The following is an 18,774-nucleotide window of genomic DNA, read 5'->3' as shown; positions in this document are numbered from 1 at the left end:
GGAATTCTTCTGGAGATTGCGGGCGGCGAAACCGGCTAGTTTACGCCGAGATTGCAAGGCTGTCGGCAAACCTGCGCAACGCGGCGGCGGCGCGTGCGTCGCGCACGCGCGAATACAGCACGACCTGCGACAGCGGCAGCGGCGGCAGCCCGAATTTCGCGCCGACGTCGACCAGCGTGCGCGGCGCGACCCGCCGCGCGAGCGGGCAGACGGCCAGCCCCGCTGCGGCGGCGGCCGTGACCGCCGCCACGCCGCCGCCCGTAAAGCGTTCCCGCCATGGCCTCCCCGCACGGTCGAGCGCGCGCAGCGCGGCGGCCCGCACGCCGCATGGGCCGGCCAGCACCGCGAGCGGCAGCGGTTCGCCCGCGCGCGGTGCCCAGTCCGGTGCGGCGAGCCAGACCAGCGGTTCGGAGAACAGCAGCGTGCCGTCTTCGCGCGGCGGGTCTTCGCCCGGCTCGTGCCGCACGATCACCGCATCGAACCGGCGTTCGTCGTATTGCGCGAGCAGGTTCGTCGACGTTCCCAGATGCATTTCGAGCGACAACCCCGGATCTTGCCGATGCAGGCTCGTGAGCACCGCCGGCAGGTCGGGCACCGCGACATGCTCGCTGACGCCGAGCGACAGGCGGTGCGTGCCGGCCGAGATCGCGCCCAGCGCGTGATCGTGCGCGTCGAGCAGCGCGCGGGCGGCCGGCAGGAAATTCTCGCCATCGGCGGCCAGCTTGACGACGCGCGGCGTGCGCGCGAGCAGCGGCTTGCCGAGGTGGGCTTCCAGCCGCTTCAGCTTCAGGCTGACGGCCGATTGTGTGGTGCCGAGCGCATCGGCGGCGCGCGTGAAGCTGGCGAGATCGGCGACCAGCACGAACGCGCGTACGGCATCGAGGTCGAGGACTTTCATTTTCAATGAAAATGGATGAAATATTCATCGATGACTGTTTATTATAGTTCGGCAGGCCTAACCTGACGCTGTGTTTCCGTTCTTCAACGTCAACCTCACCGACAGGAGCAGGACCATGCCATTCACCCGTATCGCAGTCCGCGAGGGCAAGCCGGCCGCCTACCGCGCGGCGCTCGTCGACGGCGTGCATCGCGCGCTGATGCACACGTTCAACGTGCCCGAGGACGACATCTTCATGGTCGTCACCGAGCATGCGGCCGAGAACTTCGTGTTCGGGCGTCACTACCTCGATATCGAACGCAGCGACGATCTCGTGATGATCCAGATCACCGCGAACAACACGCGTACGCTCGAGCAGAAGCGGGCGCTGTACCGGGCGATCGCGGACAACCTCGCGCAGCAGCCCGGCGTGCGGCAGCAGGACGTATTCATCAGTCTGGTCGAGGTGCTGAAAGAGGACTGGTCGTTCGGCAACGGCCTCGCGCAATACGCCGTTTGACCTGCGACAGCGCGACAGGGCCGGATCGCTGCCTGCGAGTTTCGGCGACGTGTACTATGGAAGCAGCTTCACGGGCGACGCCGGCGCGAACGATGCGCCGGCGATTCTTCATGTGCAGGGGCCTCCATGTCGCGTGTGCTGGAAATCGTGTTGTCGCTGTCGCTGGAAGGATGGCCGGTCAAGGCTGCAAGTCGCGCCCGCGGCGCGCAGCGTGATTTCGGCGCCGAACTCGTGCGCGCGTGGCGGATCTGCCCGCAGGTCCGGATGCGCCGCGGCCACGAACGCGTGACGATCGAGCCGTGCCGGATCGAGGAGGCCGAGCCGAGCCCCGGCGCGAGCTGGTGGACGTGGGTCGAATCGAATGCGCATGGCAGGCGGGTCGTCGCGTCGCGCACGAAGGCGTTTGCGCCGGGTGTCACGGCGCGCGAACTGTTCGACGCGGAGCATGCGGGCATCGTCGTCGCGATGCCGCCGCCCGTACCCGAGGCGGCCGTCGCAGCCGAGGCCGTCGTCGCGGCAGGCGAAGCCGACGGCGCCGCGCCGGATCCGACCGGGCGCCCGGAGGAGACCGGTACCCAGCCGGAATCGCCGGCGCTGCGTCTCGTCAGCGAACGGCGGCGCGGCCGCTGGGCCGACGACAGCGGCGTCGTGGTCGAGATGACGCTCGACGACATCACGCTGCATCATGGTAGCGCGCCGCCACGCCGCTACGTCGAACTGCGCCTTGCCGCGCCCGACTGGGAAACGCTGCCCGCGCGCACGGCCGCGCTGCAAGCGCTGTTTGCCGCGGCGCGCGAATTGAGCGGTGCGTGGCCCGCATTCGCGCAACTGACGAGCGTGATCGATCGCGCATGCGCGGCCGAGCCGGCCGCCGACGGGCCGCCCGTCAAGGCGAAGCTCGTCGACCTGACCGGCGTGCGCACGCAGCGCGCCGCGCTGTTCGCGCTGTCCGGCGACATCACCGCGCAATGGCTCGGCAACGAAGGCGGGGTGCTCGAGCACGACGATCCCGAATTCGTGCACCAGATGCGTGTCGCGCTGCGCCGCCTGCGCACGCTGATGCGCTTCTTCCCGCTCTTTGCCGACCGCCAGTGGCGCGACACGCTCGGTGTCGACCTGCACTGGCTTGCCTCGCTGCTCGGCACCGTGCGCGACTGGGACGTGTTCGCGACCGAAAGCCTGCCCGCGCTGATCGCGGCCGACGGCGGCGACGGCGAGTGGAACGGCACGCTCGACGCCGCGCGCGCGCAGTGCGCGGCCGCGCGGGTCGAATTGCGGCAGGCGCTGCATTCGGCCCGCTATGCGCGGCTGACGCTCGGCTGGCTCGAATGGCTGAGCGCGCTTGCGCTGCCGGCCGCCGAAGACGGTGACGCGCCCTCGCTGCGGCGCCACGCAACGAAGCGTGTCCGGCGGCTGTTCGGTCATCTCTATGCATCGCCGTCGCTCACGTCGCTCGACACGGCCGCGCGCCATCAGGTACGGATCGAGGCGAAGCGGCTGCGCTACGCGCTCGAATTCTTCGCGTCGCTGGCGTCACGCCGCACGCGTACCGAAACGGTCAAGACGCTCACACGCGTGCAGAGCGTGCTCGGCGAAGCGAACGACACGATGGTCGCGCTGCATCACCTCGAAAAACTGGCTGCGCCGCCTTACCAGCTCGGTTTCGTGCGTGGCTACGGCGCGGCGCTCGAGCAGCGCGCGGCGCGCGATGCCGAGACGCTGCTGGCCAGCCTGCGGCCGCCGAAGCTCGACGGCAAGCCGGGTTGACCGGCACGCGCTGACTATAATGGCCGCCCGATTCCCGCACGTATCCCGATGACCGACGCACCGCATTCTTCCCCGTCCGCCGAACCGCTCGAACTGGGCGGCGAGCTGTGGCTGCGCGCCGGCGAGCAGACGCTCGGCGGCGCCACGCGTATCGCGTTGCTCGCGGCGATCGGCGACACCGGTTCGATCACGCGCGCGGCGAAGGCCGTCGGCCTCAGCTACAAGGCGGCGTGGGATGCGGTCGACACGATGAACAATCTTGCCGGCGAACCGCTCGTCGCGCGTTCGACGGGCGGCAAGGGCGGCGGCGGCACGACACTGACGGCGCGCGCGACGTCGCTGATCGCCGCGTTCCGCACGATCGAGCGCGAGCATCGCCGGTTCATCGAGGCCGCGAGCGCGGCCGTGGCCGGATTCGACGTCGACTGGGCGTTGATCGGCCGGATCGGGATGAAGACCAGCGCGCGCAACCAGTTGTTCGGCAAGGTCGCATCGATCGTGCGCGGTACCGTCAACGACGAGGTCATGCTCACGCTGCCCGGCGGACAGCCGATCGTTGCCGTGCTGACGCACGAGAGCGCCGATGCGCTCGGCCTGCAGGTCGGCGCGGACGCCTGCGCGCTGGTGAAGGCGTCGTGGGTCGTGCTCGCGGTCGACGATGGCGGGCCCGAGATGAAGGTGTCCGCGCGGAATCAACTGCGCGGCAGCGTGGAAACCGTCGCGGCGGGCGCGGTGAACAGCGAGGTGACGCTGGCGCTCGACGGCGGCGGGACGCTGACGGCCGTCGTGACCAACGACAGCGTCGATGCGTTGCAACTCGACGCCGGCCGGCGGGCGATCGCACTGTTCAAGGCGTCGAGCGTGATTCTTGCGGTGACGGGCTGACGAGGCAGGCCGGGCGGCGCGCTTCGAGGATCGTGTGACGGGCGGGGCGAAGCCGGCATCGCACAGTGCCTGCCCGGCGCCGGCTTCGTTTCCGCTTTCAGCATGTGCCGCTACGCACGGCTTCTCTCAGGCTCCTACCTGCCTGCCACGACCACGGCCTCGCGCGCTCATGCGACGCGCGTCGGCCACTCGGCGTGCGGCGGAGCCGCCTGCACGCGTCCTTCGCTCAACTGCACGACCTGGTCGCCGAACGCGGCAACGTCGTCGGGATCGTGCGAGATCAGCACCATCGGGATATCGAGTCGCGCCTGCAACTCGGCGAGCTCGTGACGCATGCGCTGGCGCATCGCGCCGTCGAGCGCCGCGAACGGTTCGTCGAGCAGCAGGATCCGCGGCTGCGCGACCAGTGCGCGCGCCAGCGCGACGCGCTGTTTCTGCCCGCCCGACAATTGCGACGGATACTGTCCCGCGAGCGCTTCGAGATCGAATGCTTGCAGCCAGTACGCGACTTCCCGCGGCACCGCCTTCGCGCGCGGATTGCGCAGCCCCGATGTCAGCCCGAACGCGATGTTCTGGCGCACGTTCAGATGCGGAAACAGTGCGTAATCCTGGAACAGGTACGCGACGCGGCGCTCGCGAGTCGGCACGTCGATGCGGCGAGCGGCGTCGAACAGCGGTTCGTCGTTCAGCACGATCGTGCCTTCGTCGGGAGACAGCAGGCCGGCGATCGCCTGCAGCGTCATGCTCTTGCCCGCGCCGGACGGCCCGAACAGCACGACGCGCTGCGTCGTCGCCGTGAACGACACGTCGAGCGTGAAGCGGCGCTCGGCGTTCGCATAGGTCTTGCGGATGTCGACGACGAGGCTCATGCGAGCCTCCGTCGACTCAACCCGGCGGCCGCGCGAAGCAGGCGATACGGACGAAATGCGCGCGTCATGTCAGCTGGCTCCGCCGGGCGCGCGACGGCACGAGCCAGCCGGTCGCGAGCAGCACCAGCACGCAGGTGATCGACGTCACCAGCACGAGGAAGTTGGCCGTGCTGTCGTCGCCGGCCTGCACGGCCGCGTAGATCGCGACCGACAGCGTCTGCGTGCGACCGGGCAGGTTGCCCGCGATCATCAGCGTCGCGCCGAACTCGCCGAGCGCGCGTGCGAACGCGAGCAGCGCGCCCGCGAGAATTCCGCGCGTGGCGAGCGGCAGCGTCACACGGAAGAACACCGCGGCTTCGCCGAGCCCGAGCGTGCGCGCCGCGCGTTCGAGGTGCGGATCGACGCCTTCGAACGCAGCCCGGGCCGACTTCAGGATCAACGGAAACGCGACGACCATCGACGCGATCACCGCGCCTTGCCACGTGAAGACGAGCTCGATGCCGAGCTTGTCGAGCCACGCGCCGAACACGCCGCGCCGGCCGAGCAGCACGAGCAGGTAATACCCGAGCACCGTCGGCGGCAGCACGAGCGGCAGCGTCAGCACGGAATCGACGACGTCGCGCAGCGGCGAGCGCCAGCGCGCGAGCATGAACGCGGCCGCGACGCCGAGCACGATGTCGAGCGCGGTTGCCCAGCCGGCAACCTTCAGCGACAGCAGCAGCGGTACCCAGGCGTCTTGCATCGCGCTACGCTCACTTGCCCGCAGGCTTGAAGCCGAACGTCGACAGCACGGCCTGGCCCTGCGGCGACGCGACGAAGTCGATGAACGACTGCGCGTGCGCGGCGTGGCGGCTGTCCTTGACTACGGCGATCGGATAGGTGATGGCCGTCTTCGTCGGCACGGTCAGCGCAACTTTCACGCGGCCCGGCATGATCGCAGCGTCGGTACCGAACACGAAGCCTGCGTCGACCTCACCGCGCGCGACGTAGTCGAGGCTCTGGCGCACGTTCGCGGCCAGCACGCCCTTCGCGCTGACGGCATCCCACACGCCGGCCGCGCGCAGTGCGCCTTCCGTGTAGCGGCCGACCGGCACCGATGCCGGGTCGCCGTACGCGATGCGCTTCACGCCGGGTGCCGTCAGGTCGTTCAGCGACGTCGGCGCGGCGGCCTTGCTGTCCGCCGGCACGATCAGCACGAGCGAGTTCGCCGCGAAATCGCGCCGCGTGCCGGGCACGATCACCTTTTCGTCGGCCGCACGGTCCATCGCCTTCTGGTCGGCCGACGCGAACACGTCAGCCGGTGCGCCCTTGGCGATCTGCTGCATCAGCACGTCCGACGCGCCGAAGTTGAACAGCACCTTGGTATCCGGATGCTGCTTCTCGTACGCATCGCCGACGGCCTTGAACGCGTTCGTCAGGCTGGCGGCGGCCGACACGACCAGTTCATCCGCGGCGCAAGCGGGCGCGCTGAACGCGATACCGGCAGCGGCAAGCGTGGCGATCGGCAGCAGGCGGACCAGGGTGCGGCGAAGCGGACGGACGGTTGAGCGCATGGCGGATTCGTTTTGAATGGGTGGAAACCGTAATCGTAATATAGGGCGGGTTATAACGCTCGACATACCGCTCATGCGGTGGCACGCATGGAATGGTCAGACGTGAAAAGGAGCGGGCGTGACGGCGGGGAGGCCGGTCACGTACGGAGCGTTTGCAGCGACGACTGGGTGCGCTGCAGCGACGACGGCTGCGATGCAGGACGGTAGTTCGGGTTGGCCTTCCAGCGCGCGCGGACGAACGGACGCTCGTGGCCCGACAGTTGCAGCGCCACCTTGGTGACCCACCGATGCGACGGCACCGTGATGCCGTGCAGCGCCACGGTGACGAGCGCGAGGCTCGCGACGACCGCAGGCACCGACCAGCGGTGCGGCACCGCGCGCCACGAGCCGGCGATGAACGCGAGCGCGGCGATCGCGCCGACGATACAGCCGGTGATCGATTCGGACGGCGAATGTGCGTCGAGCGCGACGCGCGACACGCCGACCGCGACACCGGCCGCGAGCCCGAGCGCGATGCCGGCGATTCGCATCGGCGTGCGCGTGCGGATCAGCGCCAGGAAAATCGCGACCGGATAGACCGACGTCGACAGCATGGCATGGCCGCTGAACCCCGTGAAATCCCACTTGCGGATGCCGATCCCCCAGCCGAGGAACGCGATCTTCGTGAGCGCGACCACGCCGATCGCGGCCGCGAGCACGCCGAGCCACGCGGCCGCGCGCTGCCACGAGTAGCCGAGCGCGAGCCAGACGGCGATCGTGATCGCGAGCGGCAAGGTCAGGCCGGCGCCGCCGAACGCGGTGATCATGATCCACAGGTGAGACGGCAGGTCGAACATCGGGAAGGGGACGAACGAAGGCGGGGAAGATGCTTAAATCAACGCGCGAGCCGGAAAGAACGACTACAACGGATACAAGCGACGAAGCCCCAGTATAGCGCCGCGTGCGCACGAGCCCCGTTTTTTGCGCGGCCGGGAACGATCCGCATGCAGGAAAAATCCCAGAAACAATGTTATGGTGCATTGCACAAAGACGAACGATGCATCCGCTGTGGTGCCCCTATTTTTCCTGACTGCGAGCCCGATCGATGACCAAGAGTCTGACCAAGGTGTGGCTGGGCGGCATGAAACGCATCCTGTCACCGGCCGCCAAGCGCGCGGCGCGCGACGCGCAGCGCATCACACGCGACGCACTCGAGGCCGCGGCCTCTCCCGCCGTATCCGATCTGTCCCCGCCGCGTGAATCGCGCGTGCGGCCGCGCGCCGCCGCATGGGCGGCCGGCGAGTGGACGCGCGGCGAACATCCGATGGCGCCCGCGCTCGGGCGCCTCGTCCAGAATCTCGCGTACGGCCTCTACGTACCGCCGGGCCGCCGGCGTGGCGCGATGCCGCTCGTCGTGATGCTGCACGGCTGCCAGCAGTCCGTCGACGAATTCGTGCAAGGCACGCGGATGAATCTGCTGGCCGACAAGCATGGTTTCGCGGTGCTGTATCCGGAGCAGTCGCTGCGCGCGCACGCGCACGGCTGCTGGCATTGGTATGAAGACACCGACCGCGCGGGCCGCGGCGAGGCGAACGCAGTGGCGTCGCTCGTCGACGCGCTCGTCGACGAACACGGTTTCGACGCGTCGCGTGTCTATGTCGCGGGGCTGTCGGCCGGTGCGGGCCTCGCGTCGCTTCTTGCACTGCACCATCCGGACCGTTTTGCGGCGGTGGCGCTGCATTCGGGCCCAGCGCTCGGCGAGGCGAGTTCGGGCATTACCGCGATGGACGTGATGCGGCGCGGGGTACGCCAAAACCCGGCTGCGGCCGTCGATGCGGTGGTCGATGCCGCCGCGTATCCGGGCATGCCCGCGCTGATCGTCCAGGGCGACGGCGACCACGTGGTCGCGCCGAAGAATGCCGACCAGTTGACGGTGCAGTTCATGCGCCTGAACGGGCTCGCCGACAGCCGCGGCGCGCTGCGCGGCGGCGAGCGGGTCGAGACGCGCGAAGCGGGCGCGCAGATCACCGACGTCTGCCGCGACGGCGAGCCGGTCGTGCGGCTCTGTCATGTGAAAGGGCTCGACCATGCGTGGGCCGGCGGCGATGAAGCCGTGCCGTTTCATGCAGCGGTCGGCCCCGATGCGAGCGCGATGATCTGGGCCTTTTTCGAAGCGCATCGTCGCACTGTGGCGACCGAACGACGCATCGTCTGATCGACGCTGGCCAAAGACTAGGGTTTTCCCTATAATTCGGGAAAACCCTAGTCAAAGAACCTCTGGATTGCGAGATCGACCATGTACCTGCTGAGCCACCTCTTCCTGATGCTGACCAAGAACGCTGAAAAGGCCTCGAAAGAGCGCGCCGAGGCGTACCTGGCCGAAGCCACTGACATCTACGACCTCGAATTCCGCATGCGCAAGATCGATCGCGAAGCGGCGATGAACCGCCCGTACTCGATCGGCGCGCGCTAAGCAGCGCAGGGCGGGCAGTCAGGTCCGCCGTTCCGGCGAGTCACGCAGCAAAAAAGGGCGCGTGCGGCTACATGCCGCACGCGCCCTTTTTGCATGCCTGGCCCGGCCTTGTGTCGCGTCAGACGACCGTCAGGCGTACCGGCACGTTGTTGCGCGTCGCGTTCGAGTACGGGCACACGTGGTGCGCCTTTTCGACCAGCGCTTGCGCGTCGGCCTTGTCGAATCCCGGGAGCGACACGCGCAACTCGACGTCGAGCGCGAAACCGCCGGCGTCGTTCGGGCCGATGCCCACTTCCGCCGTGACCTGCGTGTCGGCCGGCAGTGCCTTCTTGTCCTGACCGGCGACGAATTTCATCGCGCTCAGGAAACAGGCCGAGTAACCTGCGGCAAACAGTTGCTCCGGGTTCGTGCCTTCCGCGCCCGTGCCGCCGAGTTCGCGCGGCGCGGCCAGCTTCACTTCCAGCTTGTTGTCAGCGGATACCGCGCGGCCGTCGCGGCCACCCGTGCTCGTGGCGCTGGTCTTGTACAGAATGTTCATCGTGCAGCTCCTGTCGGGAAAAGAGAGGAAAAGCGGTCCGGTCGAACGGGGTGTCGCCGGCCACGAGAAAAATATAGAACACAAATCATTTGTGTGCAAATGAATTTTTGAAGAAAAAGCCCGGGAGCGCCGGGCCGGTTCGCGGAGGCTCGCCTGTCACCGTTCGTTGGCGGCCGACAGCGCGTCGCGCAACTGCTGGAGATCGGTGCGCAGCCTGACCAGGAACTCGGGGGATTGCTGCATCGCGCAAAAGAGATCGACGGGGACCGAGCGCGCGCGATCCTTCAGCGCACGGCCTTCCGGCGTCACAAGTACGTTCACGACGCGTTCATCGGCCGCGCTGCGCACGCGCTCGACGTAGCCGAGCGCCTCCAGTCGCTTCAGCAGCGGCGTGACCGTGGCCGGGTCGAGGTCGAGCCGCGCGGCGATGTCTTTCACGGCGATGTCGTCGCGTTCCCACAGCACGAGCATCGCGAGATATTGGGGATAGGTCAGCGACAGCTTGTCGAGCAGCGGCTTGTACGTCTTCGTCATCGCGTGCGAAGTCGAGTAGAGCGCGAAGCAGAGTTGCTCGTCGAGCGTCTGGGGCAGCGGGGGCAGGCGGTCCATGATTCGGGAGGCGCGGCGAACGCGCGAACAATTTGCACGCAAATTATTTTGCGCGCAAAAGATCGGGATGAACAGGGGGCGGCCGGCGCGGGCCGGCGGCCGACCGGGGCGGGGAAGGGATGGGGCGCCGGGAGCCAACCCGTCGCGGAGAACGGTGGCCGGCGGCGTGCGCCGGCCGGGGGTACTTCAGCGACCCGACGTGGTGGTCGTTGCGCCCGGTTCCTGTACGCCGAAGCAGCCGCGATAGGTTGCGTAGAACGAGCAGTACAGCATCGTGACGATGATGATCGTTACCGGCATCATGATCGTCAGCGCGTAGGCGCCGGCGCCGAGCGCCTGCAGCAGCAGCGACAGCGCGAGCGACGTGCCGAGCGCGACGCCGAACCACAGCATGCCGTACACGACGAACGCGCCGCGATTGCGCCAGCAACTGACGACGCTGAAGAACAGCGCCTTGACGGGCGGGACGTCATGCCACGCGACCAGCACCGGCGCGAACCAGAACAGCATCGCGACCGGCAGGTAGAGCAGCGTCGCGAAGAACAGCGCGCCGAGCGTGCCTTGCGCGGCGAGCCCTTCCGGCGTGGTGCTCGCTTCGTCCGCCGCGCCCATCATCACGTGGAACAGCGCGCCGCCGTCCACGAACGACGAAGCGGCGAACACGAGCACCATCGACGCGACGTAGATCACACCGAGCACGAGCAGCCGCTGGGTCGCGATGGTGCCGTACGAGCGGAAGCCGTCGACGAGGATCGTCGGCATCACGGGCTTGCCGGCCACCGTGTCGCGGCACGCGGCCATGAAGCCGACCGCGACGCCGGGAATGAATACCAGCGGCAGCGCGGAGCCGATCACGGGCACCATCGATATCAGCGTGATCGCCAGCAGGTACGTGAAGAACAGCGTGATGAACGCGAGCGGGTTCCGGCGGAACAGCCAGACGCCTTGACGGAACCAGACATAGCCCGTTTTGGCGGGCACTTCGATCAGTTGCATGCGGTTTGGATCTCGGGAAGCGCGGGCGTGTGCGCGATACGCTCGCGCAGGATGCGTTCGAAATGGCCGGGGTCGTGCGGCTTGAGCATCTCGGCCGCGCGGGGCAGATAGAAGTCGTACAGGCGCGACACCCAGAAGCGATACGCGCCCGCGCGCAGCATGTCGCTCCAGTGGCGGCGCTCCTCGGCCGTGAACGGCCGAACGGTCTGGTATGCGCGCAGCAGCGCGTCGGCGCGCGCGACGTCGAGCACGCCGGTCGCGAGGTCGACGCACCAGTCGTTGACCGTGACCGCGACGTCGAACAGCCACTTGTCGCAGCCGGCGAAATAGAAGTCGAAGAAGCCGCCGAGCCGCACGTCGTGGCCGGTGCCGGGCGCCGCGTGCGCGAACAGCACGTTGTCGCGGAACAGGTCGCAATGGCACGGCCCGGCCGGCAACGCCGCGTAGTCGTCCGATGCGAAGAAGCTGGCCTGGTGCGCGAGCTCGCCTTCCAGCAGCGCGCGCTGCGGCTCCGTGATGAACGGCACGATCGCCGGCACGTTCTCCTGCCACCACGGCAGGCTGCGCAGGTTCGGCTGGTTGCGCGGATAGTCGCGGCCGGCGAGGTGCAGGCGCGCGAGCATCTGCCCGACCTCGATGCAGTGCTCGACCCCCGGCGCGAGTTCAGCCGAGCCGTCGAGCTTCGTGACGATCGCGGCCGGCTTGCCGTGCAGCATGCCGAACAGCGCGCCGTCGTCGCGCGGGATCGGATCGGGCACGGGCACGCCGTGGCCGGCCAGATGGCGCATCAGGTCGAGGTAGAACGGCAGTTGCTGCGCCGTGAGCTTTTCGAAGATCGTGAGGACGTACTCGCCGCGCGTCGTCGTCAGGAAGAAATTGCTGTTTTCGATACCGGACGGAATGCCGCGGAACGCAAGCACGTCGCCCAGTTCGTAGTGGCGCATCCATTGCGCGAGATCGGAGTCGGAAACAGCAGTGAAAACGGCCATGCGGGATGCGTCAGGTCAGGGTGTCGGCACGCGGGCGGCGTGCGTCGCGACAGCGGGTGAAGGGAGGCGGCGCGCGGCGTCAGATGCCGCGCGCCACGAAATCAGTAGCGCAGGTTCAGCGACGGCAGGCGCGTGATCGGGATGCCCGCGTCGTGCGGCTTCGGCGACGTGTCGGGCGTCGAGCTCATCTGGTAGCGCGTGCCGAAGTTCGACTTCACGTCGATCTCGACCGGTTTGCCGCGATCGCGGTACTCGGTGACTTCGGTGCCGTTCTTGCTCTTTTCGTGGAAGCTCGGCGTGCGGCGGATGTCGGCGAAGTCGACTTTCGACGTGACTTCGGCGCCCGGCCGGTTGATCTTGCGGAGATCGGGCAGGCCGGCGGCCTCGTTGGCCTCGGCCCGAGCCTGCGCGTCGGCGTCAGGCGTGCCGCCGGCGGCGTAAGCGACGCTGGCGGCGGCAAACGCGGCGGCAGCGGTGACGAGAATGAGCGGCTTCATGATGAGTCTCCAGTGAACCCACCGATTTTAGCAAATACTGCGCCCCATCCGGCCCTCGCGTGCGTAGGGGCAGCCATAAGGGCGACCGGGTTCCGTGGTAATGTCGTCGGATCAGACGAGGTGATGAAAATGAAGAACGATTTGAGCCGCCGGCACCGAGTGCTGACGCCCGAGAGCCCGTCAGTCGAGGCTTTCGACGATCCGATCGCCGCCGTTGCGCGGCTGTCCGCCATTTACGACACGAACACGGGCTTCCTGCGCGACGCGTTCGCGCGCTATCGCCGCCATGAACCGATCACCGAGCACGTGCGCGCGTGCTACCCGTTCGTGCGGATCCGCACCGACGTCAACACGCATGTCGATTCGCGCCGCTCGTACGGTTTCGTCGCGGGCCCCGGCGTGTTCGAGACGACGGTCACGCGCCCCGATCTTTTCGCGAACTACTATCGCGAGCAGCTGCGCCTGCTGTCGAAGAACCACCATGTGAAGATCGAGATCGGCGTGTCGTCGCAGCCGATTCCGATTCATTTCGCGTTTCCTGAAGGGATCCATCTCGAGGGCGAGCTCGACCGCGACCGCCTGCTCGCGATGCGCGACATCTTCGATACGCCCGACCTGTCGTATCTCGACGACCGCATCGTCAACGGCACGTTCGAGCCGGCGCCGGGCGAGCCGCACCCGCTCGCGCTGTTCACGGCCGCGCGCGTCGACTTCTCGCTGCATCGGCTGCGCCACTACACGGCGACGTCGCCCACGCATTTCCAGAACTACGTGCTGTACACGAACTACCAGTTCTACATCGACGAGTTCGTGAAGCTGGGCCGCACGGTGATGACGGAGAGCGACGATCCCGAGGTGCGTGCATACCGGAGCCAGTACAGCGCGTTCGTCGAGCCGGGCGATGTCGTCACGTACAACGCGAACCTCGGCAGCGAACCGGCCGAGGGCGCCGCGCCGCCCCGCCTGCCGCAGATGCCCGCGTATCACCTGAAGCGCGCGGACGGCAGCGGCATCACGATGGTCAACATCGGCGTCGGCCCGTCGAACGCGAAGACGATCACCGATCACATCGCGGTGCTGCGTCCGCACGCGTGGGTGATGCTCGGTCACTGCGCGGGGCTGCGCAACACGCAGCGCCTCGGCGACTACGTGCTCGCACACGGCTACGTGCGCGAGGATCACGTGCTCGACGCCGACCTGCCGCTGTGGGTACCGATTCCGGCGCTGGCCGAAGTGCAGCTCGCACTCGAGCGCGGGGTGGCCGACGTGACCCGACTGGAGGGCGCTGAACTGAAGCGCGTGATGCGCACGGGTACGGTCGCGAGCGTCGACAACCGTAACTGGGAGTTGCGCGATCATCGCGAGCCGGTGCAGCGGCTGTCGCAGAGCCGTGCGATCGCGCTCGACATGGAAAGCGCGACGATCGCCGCGAACGGCTTCCGCTTCCGGGTGCCGTACGGCACGCTGCTGTGCGTGTCGGACAAGCCGCTGCATGGTGAGCTGAAGCTGCCGGGCATGGCCGACACGTTCTATCGCGGGCAGGTCGACCAGCATCTGCAGATCGGCGTGAGGGCGATGGAGATCCTGCGGACGAACGGGCTCGACAAGCTGCATAGCCGCAAGCTGCGGAGCTTTGCGGAAGTGGCGTTTCAGTAAGTGCGATGACCGGCGGGCCCTGCGGGGCGTCGCCGGGGTTCACGTTTTCCGAGTTGCCGCCCTCGCGGACGTGACGGTGCATGCGATTAAGAGGGCTGGCAGCGTACGGTCGCGCGCCCGTAATGAACGACGCGGCTTCGAAACGCAGGCTGGATCCGATCGCAGGCGCCTTGGTCACCATTGGACCGTTTCGACGGTCCGGTCGAATGCAGCCTCGAGCAACGCGGTCTCGCGATCGTCGAGTCTCAGGTCGAGCGCCGCGAGTGCGTCGGTCGGGTGATTCGGCTTGGACAACCCGACGATCGGCGCGGTGATGCCTGGTCGGCTCAGCACCCATGCCAGGGCGATCCGCGCGGGCGGCAGCCCGCGCGCCTGCGCCACCTGCCGGACGGCATCGACGGTCGCCGCGACCGCGTCACGCCCGTCGTACCAGGACACCATTTGCCGGTCGGTTGCGGCCCGCGTCGTCGACGCATCGCGCGAGCCGGCCAGCAGCCCGCGGCCGAGCGGGGACCACGGCGTGTAGGCAATCCCTTCCCCCATGCAGAGCGGAAGCATGTCGCGCTCGTCGTCGCGGCAGATCAGGCTGTACTGGCTCTGCATCGAGACGAATCGGGCAAGTCCGTGATGCCGCTGGAACGCGAGCATCTTCATGAATTGCCACGCATGCATCGACGACGCGCCGAGATAGCGGACCTTGCCGCTCTTCACGATGGTATCGAGCGCATCAAGCGTTTCTTCGATCGGCGTGTCCGGATCGAACCGGTGGATCACGTAGAGATCGACGTAATCCGTCCCGAGGCGCTGCAGCGACGCATCGATGCTGGCGAGCAGATGCTTGCGCGACAGCCCGCGTGCGTTCGGCCCGTCGCCGGTCGGAAAGAACGCCTTGGTTGCGATCACCACATCATCGCGCGTCGCGAAATCGCGCAGCGCCCGCCCGAGAATGCGCTCGCTCTCGCCGCCCGAGTAGATGTCGGCCGTGTCGAAGAAATTCACGCCCGCATCGAGTGCCGTACGAATGAAAGGGCGGGCTTCCTCTTCGGTCGCGACCCACGGACGCCACGACGGGTCGCCGTAGGTCATGCAGCCCAGGCATAGCCTCGACACCTTCAGCCCGGACCTTCCCAGCCTCACGTATTCCATCGGTTCCTCCTCCGTCCCGGCGCGGGTCAGCGCATGCCGCCGATCGTGTAGCCGCCGTCGACCAGGAGCGATTCTCCCGTCACGAAGCGCGCTTCGTCGCTGCAGAGCCAGACGGCCGCGTCGGCCACGTCTTCCGGCGTGCCGATCCGCCGTGCGGGCGTGAATGCGGCAAAGGGGCGGAACATCTCGTCGTCGCCGAAGCGGCGCGCCATCGGCGTGTCGATGATGCCGGGGTTCACGTTGTTGATCCGGACGCCGTGCGGGCCGCCCTCGAGTGCGACCGCGCGCACCAGTGCATCGAGCGCGCCCTTGCTGGCCGAATAGGTCGACGAGCCGGCAAGCGCGCCTTTCGCGAGCCACGACGACGTATTGACGATCGCACCGCCGCCGTGCGCGAGCATTGCCCCCATTTCGTATTTGATCGACAGCCACGTACCCTTGAGATTGGTGGCGATCACATGGTCGAAGTCGGCCTCGGTCTGTTCCACGATCGGGGCGAATGTGCCTTCCGTACCTGCATTGTTGAACGCGGCATGCAATGCGCCGTAGCGTCGGATCGTTGCGTCGACGAGCGCGCGCACGCCATCGGCGGATCCGACGTCGATGGCCATCGCGAAGGCTTCGCCACCGCGCTCGGTAATCGCGCGTACGGTTTCGTCGAGCGGCGCCGCGCGCCGTCCGGCGACGACGACATGGGCGCCTTCCCGCGCGAAGGCGAGCGCGGCCGCTCGGCCGATGCCGGTGCCGCCGCCGGTAACGAGCGCGACGCGTCCGTCGAGTCGGGGGCGCGTGGTGGCGGGAGATGATGACGAGCTTCGTGAGTCGGGCATGACGAGAGTGGCTCCATGTAAAGGGAAGCGAGCTGGCCGGCGGGCCGGCGCATGGTCGAGGTGCTTAGTCCCGGTGGTCGGGCACCGTCAGGGGCGTGCCGGGCGCGCCGGCGTAGAACACGATCAGTTCGGCGCGCTCGTCGCCGGTTTCGCCGCGATGGGCGCCGTCGACCATTTCCGGCACCACGTCGCCGGGGCCGAGCGCCAGCCGCTTGCCGTCGCTGCGGCGCACGGCGGTGAGGTGGCCCGACAGCACGTAGCCGATGTTGATCGAAGGATGCGTATGCCACGGCAATACCGCGTGCGGCGGAATCGTGTAGCGTACGACCGTGATCTCCGGTTGTCCTGACGGGTACGTGCGATACCGCGAGCCGTCCCACGCCTGCGTGGTTCGCAGCAGTACCGTCTCGGCCACGCGGCTGCCCGCGTCGGCTTCCTGTGCGGTTGCTCGCGGCGAACCAGCGACGATCAATGCGGCTGCGACGACGGTTCGCGCAACGGCTGAAAATGAGAGTGTGTTCATGGCGGTGGGCTGTCTGGCATCGGGTATCGAAGACTGCGCCATTGTGCGAAGCAGGGCGCCGCGCGAATAGCACCCGACCGGTTGAAACCGATTCAACCGGTCGGACAGGCGTTGCGTGCAATGGACGATTGCCCGGGTGTTCCGGGTTTGACGGGAGCTGCGAATGGATCGGTTGAAAGCGCTGACGGTATTCGTCCGTATCGCGGCCGCGGGCGGCATCAGCGCGGGCGCCCGCGAGCTGGGCATGACACCGCAAGCGGCCAGCAAGCAGGTCGCAGCGCTGGAAGCGTTGTTGAGCGTACGGCTGCTCCTGCGCTCGACGCGCGGAATCGCGCTGACGCTCGAGGGTGAGCGCCTGCTTGCACAATGCCGCGGCGCTGTCGGGGAACTGGAGAGCGCGCTGCGCATGCTCGACGACGATCGGGCGCTCGCGGCCGGCACGATCCGTGTTGCGGCGCCGTATTCGCTGGCCCGGCGCTTCCTCGCGCCGCTGCTCGGCGAATTCTGCGACCGGCAGCCGGGCGTCACGGCAGAGCTCATCGTCAGCGACGACATGGCCGACATCGTCGAACAGCGGATCGACATTGCCGTGCGGACCGGCAATCTGCCCGACAGCGGGCTCGTGGCACGGCGCGTCACCGATCTTCAGTTGATCGTCTGCGCGGCGCCTGCGTATCTGCGTCGACACGGCGAGCCGCAGACGATAGACGCGTTGCGCGATCATCGTTGCACCGCATTCCTGTATCCGCGCACGGGCAAGCCGTTTCCGTGGGAATTCCTGGTTGATGGTCGTGTCGACACACGACAGATCGACCCGTTCATCGCGACCAACGACATCGATGCGGAACTCGACACGGTGCTGAGCGGCGCCGCGATCGGCCAGTTCTTCGGCTATTCGGTTCACGCGCACATTCGCGAGGGGCATCTCGTGCCGCTGCTGACCCGGCACGTGACCTGCCGTTACGGCCTCCATCTGTGCATGCCGCAGCGCATGCATCTGCCGCGGAGGAGCCGTTTGCTGATGGATTTCCTTGCCGACCGGCTTGGCGCGCATCCGGATCTTGCGCCGATTTCGTTTGCGGAAGCGTCGGCATGACACGCGCCTGATCGCGGGCGAGCCTCCGGGCGGCCTTGCCGGCCGGGAGATTGCGCGTGATCGCTTCGCGCTCGCGGATGTTCAAGCGCCCCGGCGGACCATGGCTGTCCTCATGGCCGCGATCGGCGCGTTCGTCGTGCTGTGCGACGTCGTCACGGCCAACGCGTGCCCTGATGGCGAGCCGGGCCACGGCGCCGCGCCGCTGCGCGCGCCGCACATACCCGTACTCCCTGAAGCCGGGTTCGGGTGCCGGGAGGCGGCACGCGCTCGTCGAGCATCAGTACGCGGGCTCGGCGTCGCGAACGAGCGACAGTCCTTGATGCGTCTCGCGCATCGCGACGAGCACGGCTTCGAGCACCGCAATCGCATCCATGCGCCGCTTGATCGCCAGCCGCCGTTCCCCGAGCGCCCGCAGCGTTGCGCCACCGAAATAGTCCATGATGTCCGGCAGGCGACGCACCGCACCGCGACTGCCCCAGCAGCCGTCATCGATTTCCGTTGGAAAGACCCACACGCGCGTGGCGACGGCGTCGACCGGCACACCTTCCGCGCGAGCGACGGCAGCGGTCACCTCCGCGATCAGCCCGGCGCGCGCGGCGTCCGTGTACTGACCTTCGGGCACGGTCGGCACGATCCGGTAGATCGGCGCAAGGGCGACAACTCCGGCGCGATACACGGCCGCGGGGCGATGAACGAAGATCCAGGTCACGTCCCGCACGCGCGGATTGTCGGGATCGAGCCCCTCGTGACGGATCAGCGTATCGGTCAGCTCTTCCATCAGTCGTGCTTCGGCCTGCGGTGCGAGCGCACCTTCGGGAATGATGACGTCGATCATCGGCATGGCGGTGTCCTGGTTCGGTTCAGAGGGCGTCGCTCCGGAGCGGGACGACGTGAACCCAGTGTATGAACCCGATGCCGATACGCGCAGTGGCGAAACTGCCATTCAACGATGCCATTTCCGACATCGTGTT

At 67.8% G+C, this 18,774-nt stretch carries 21 protein-coding genes; 7 read left to right on the top strand and 14 right to left on the bottom strand.

Annotated features, from left to right (window positions below; genetic code table 11):
* Positions 1–40: 40 nt before the first annotated feature.
* Positions 41–898, bottom strand: a complete 858-nt coding sequence (locus tag ACPTTC_RS28765) for a LysR family transcriptional regulator (RefSeq protein WP_423394900.1) — start codon at positions 896–898, stop codon at positions 41–43.
* A gap of 115 nt (positions 899–1,013) precedes the next feature.
* On the opposite strand from ACPTTC_RS28765, the gene ACPTTC_RS28760 reads away from it, so the two are divergent.
* The 3 genes from ACPTTC_RS28760 to ACPTTC_RS28750 all read left to right on the top strand — a co-directional run bounded on the left by ACPTTC_RS28760 (position 1,014) and on the right by ACPTTC_RS28750 (position 4,049).
* On the top strand, positions 1,014–1,397 hold the full coding sequence (locus ACPTTC_RS28760) for a tautomerase family protein (RefSeq protein ID WP_011355834.1): 384 nt from the start codon (positions 1,014–1,016) through the stop codon (positions 1,395–1,397).
* Positions 1,398–1,523: 126 nt separating this feature from the next.
* Complete coding sequence (locus ACPTTC_RS28755) at positions 1,524–3,164, top strand: CHAD domain-containing protein (protein WP_423394899.1); 1,641 nt, start codon at positions 1,524–1,526, stop codon at positions 3,162–3,164.
* 48 nt (positions 3,165–3,212) lie between these two features.
* Positions 3,213–4,049 (top strand): TOBE domain-containing protein, encoded by an 837-nt coding sequence (locus tag ACPTTC_RS28750; RefSeq protein ID WP_423394898.1) that lies wholly within the window; start codon positions 3,213–3,215, stop codon positions 4,047–4,049.
* A gap of 167 nt (positions 4,050–4,216) precedes the next feature.
* Here the strand turns inward: ACPTTC_RS28750 and ACPTTC_RS28745 are convergent, their stop codons facing one another.
* The 4 genes from ACPTTC_RS28745 to ACPTTC_RS28730 all read right to left on the bottom strand — a co-directional run bounded on the left by ACPTTC_RS28745 (position 4,217) and on the right by ACPTTC_RS28730 (position 7,307).
* The gene (locus ACPTTC_RS28745) at positions 4,217–4,918 is read right to left on the bottom strand and encodes a sulfate/molybdate ABC transporter ATP-binding protein (RefSeq protein ID WP_175954980.1); all 702 of its coding nucleotides are present in this window, start codon (positions 4,916–4,918) and stop codon (positions 4,217–4,219) included.
* Between the two features lie 64 nt (positions 4,919–4,982).
* A complete protein-coding gene (gene modB, locus ACPTTC_RS28740; RefSeq protein WP_423394897.1) occupies positions 4,983–5,660 on the bottom strand; it encodes a molybdate ABC transporter permease subunit in 678 nt (225 codons plus the stop codon).
* A gap of 10 nt (positions 5,661–5,670) precedes the next feature.
* A complete protein-coding gene (gene modA, locus ACPTTC_RS28735) occupies positions 5,671–6,471 on the bottom strand; it encodes a molybdate ABC transporter substrate-binding protein (RefSeq protein ID WP_423394896.1) in 801 nt (266 codons plus the stop codon).
* Positions 6,472–6,608: 137 nt separating this feature from the next.
* Positions 6,609–7,307: a phosphatase PAP2 family protein gene (locus ACPTTC_RS28730; protein ID WP_423394895.1), complete on the bottom strand. Its 699-nt coding sequence runs from the start codon at positions 7,305–7,307 to the stop codon at positions 6,609–6,611.
* A gap of 248 nt (positions 7,308–7,555) precedes the next feature.
* On the opposite strand from ACPTTC_RS28730, the gene ACPTTC_RS28725 reads away from it, so the two are divergent.
* Both ACPTTC_RS28725 and ACPTTC_RS28720 read left to right on the top strand, forming a co-directional pair.
* Positions 7,556–8,665 carry a PHB depolymerase family esterase gene (locus tag ACPTTC_RS28725; protein ID WP_226195078.1) on the top strand — a complete coding sequence of 370 codons (1,110 nt, stop codon included), beginning with the start codon at positions 7,556–7,558 and terminating at the stop codon, positions 8,663–8,665.
* A gap of 81 nt (positions 8,666–8,746) precedes the next feature.
* A complete protein-coding gene (locus ACPTTC_RS28720; RefSeq protein ID WP_175954990.1) occupies positions 8,747–8,923 on the top strand; it encodes a DUF3563 family protein in 177 nt (58 codons plus the stop codon).
* A 118-nt stretch (positions 8,924–9,041) separates the two neighbouring features.
* On the opposite strand, the gene ACPTTC_RS28715 is transcribed toward ACPTTC_RS28720, so the two are convergent.
* The 5 genes from ACPTTC_RS28715 to ACPTTC_RS28695 all read right to left on the bottom strand — a co-directional run bounded on the left by ACPTTC_RS28715 (position 9,042) and on the right by ACPTTC_RS28695 (position 12,552).
* Complete coding sequence (locus ACPTTC_RS28715; RefSeq protein ID WP_226195077.1) at positions 9,042–9,461, bottom strand: organic hydroperoxide resistance protein; 420 nt, start codon at positions 9,459–9,461, stop codon at positions 9,042–9,044.
* A 156-nt stretch (positions 9,462–9,617) separates the two neighbouring features.
* Positions 9,618–10,070 carry a MarR family winged helix-turn-helix transcriptional regulator gene (locus tag ACPTTC_RS28710; protein WP_423394894.1) on the bottom strand — a complete coding sequence of 151 codons (453 nt, stop codon included), beginning with the start codon at positions 10,068–10,070 and terminating at the stop codon, positions 9,618–9,620.
* Positions 10,071–10,256: 186 nt separating this feature from the next.
* A complete protein-coding gene (locus tag ACPTTC_RS28705) occupies positions 10,257–11,066 on the bottom strand; it encodes a BPSS1780 family membrane protein (protein WP_175965935.1) in 810 nt (269 codons plus the stop codon).
* Positions 11,057–12,055 carry a homoserine kinase gene (locus ACPTTC_RS28700; RefSeq protein ID WP_175954998.1) on the bottom strand — a complete coding sequence of 333 codons (999 nt, stop codon included), beginning with the start codon at positions 12,053–12,055 and terminating at the stop codon, positions 11,057–11,059. Before ACPTTC_RS28700 ends, ACPTTC_RS28705 begins: the two co-directional genes overlap by 10 nt.
* A gap of 101 nt (positions 12,056–12,156) precedes the next feature.
* The gene (locus ACPTTC_RS28695; protein WP_423394893.1) at positions 12,157–12,552 is read right to left on the bottom strand and encodes a hypothetical protein; all 396 of its coding nucleotides are present in this window, start codon (positions 12,550–12,552) and stop codon (positions 12,157–12,159) included.
* Positions 12,553–12,681: 129 nt separating this feature from the next.
* Here ACPTTC_RS28695 and ACPTTC_RS28690 point away from each other — a divergent pair, with 129 nt between their 5' ends.
* Complete coding sequence (locus ACPTTC_RS28690) at positions 12,682–14,208, top strand: AMP nucleosidase (protein ID WP_175955000.1); 1,527 nt, start codon at positions 12,682–12,684, stop codon at positions 14,206–14,208.
* A gap of 174 nt (positions 14,209–14,382) precedes the next feature.
* On the opposite strand, the gene ACPTTC_RS28685 is transcribed toward ACPTTC_RS28690, so the two are convergent.
* The 3 genes from ACPTTC_RS28685 to ACPTTC_RS28675 all read right to left on the bottom strand — a co-directional run bounded on the left by ACPTTC_RS28685 (position 14,383) and on the right by ACPTTC_RS28675 (position 16,707).
* The gene (locus ACPTTC_RS28685) at positions 14,383–15,354 is read right to left on the bottom strand and encodes an aldo/keto reductase (RefSeq protein ID WP_423394892.1); all 972 of its coding nucleotides are present in this window, start codon (positions 15,352–15,354) and stop codon (positions 14,383–14,385) included.
* A gap of 26 nt (positions 15,355–15,380) precedes the next feature.
* The gene (locus tag ACPTTC_RS28680) at positions 15,381–16,184 is read right to left on the bottom strand and encodes an SDR family NAD(P)-dependent oxidoreductase (protein WP_423394891.1); all 804 of its coding nucleotides are present in this window, start codon (positions 16,182–16,184) and stop codon (positions 15,381–15,383) included.
* Positions 16,185–16,248: 64 nt separating this feature from the next.
* Entirely contained in the window at positions 16,249–16,707 is a 459-nt protein-coding gene (locus ACPTTC_RS28675) for a cupin domain-containing protein (RefSeq protein WP_423394890.1), read from the bottom strand.
* A 163-nt stretch (positions 16,708–16,870) separates the two neighbouring features.
* Between ACPTTC_RS28675 and ACPTTC_RS28670 the strand changes: the two genes are divergently transcribed.
* The gene (locus tag ACPTTC_RS28670; RefSeq protein WP_423394889.1) at positions 16,871–17,803 is read left to right on the top strand and encodes a LysR substrate-binding domain-containing protein; all 933 of its coding nucleotides are present in this window, start codon (positions 16,871–16,873) and stop codon (positions 17,801–17,803) included.
* A gap of 277 nt (positions 17,804–18,080) precedes the next feature.
* On the opposite strand, the gene ACPTTC_RS28665 is transcribed toward ACPTTC_RS28670, so the two are convergent.
* Entirely contained in the window at positions 18,081–18,644 is a 564-nt protein-coding gene (locus tag ACPTTC_RS28665) for a tautomerase family protein (protein ID WP_423394888.1), read from the bottom strand.
* Positions 18,645–18,774 lie beyond the last annotated feature (130 nt).

It is taken from the genome of Burkholderia mycopellens, from assembly GCF_964265025.1.
Classification (GTDB): Bacteria; Pseudomonadota; Gammaproteobacteria; order Burkholderiales; family Burkholderiaceae; genus Burkholderia.
This window is presented reverse-complemented; position numbering and strand designations above follow the sequence as displayed.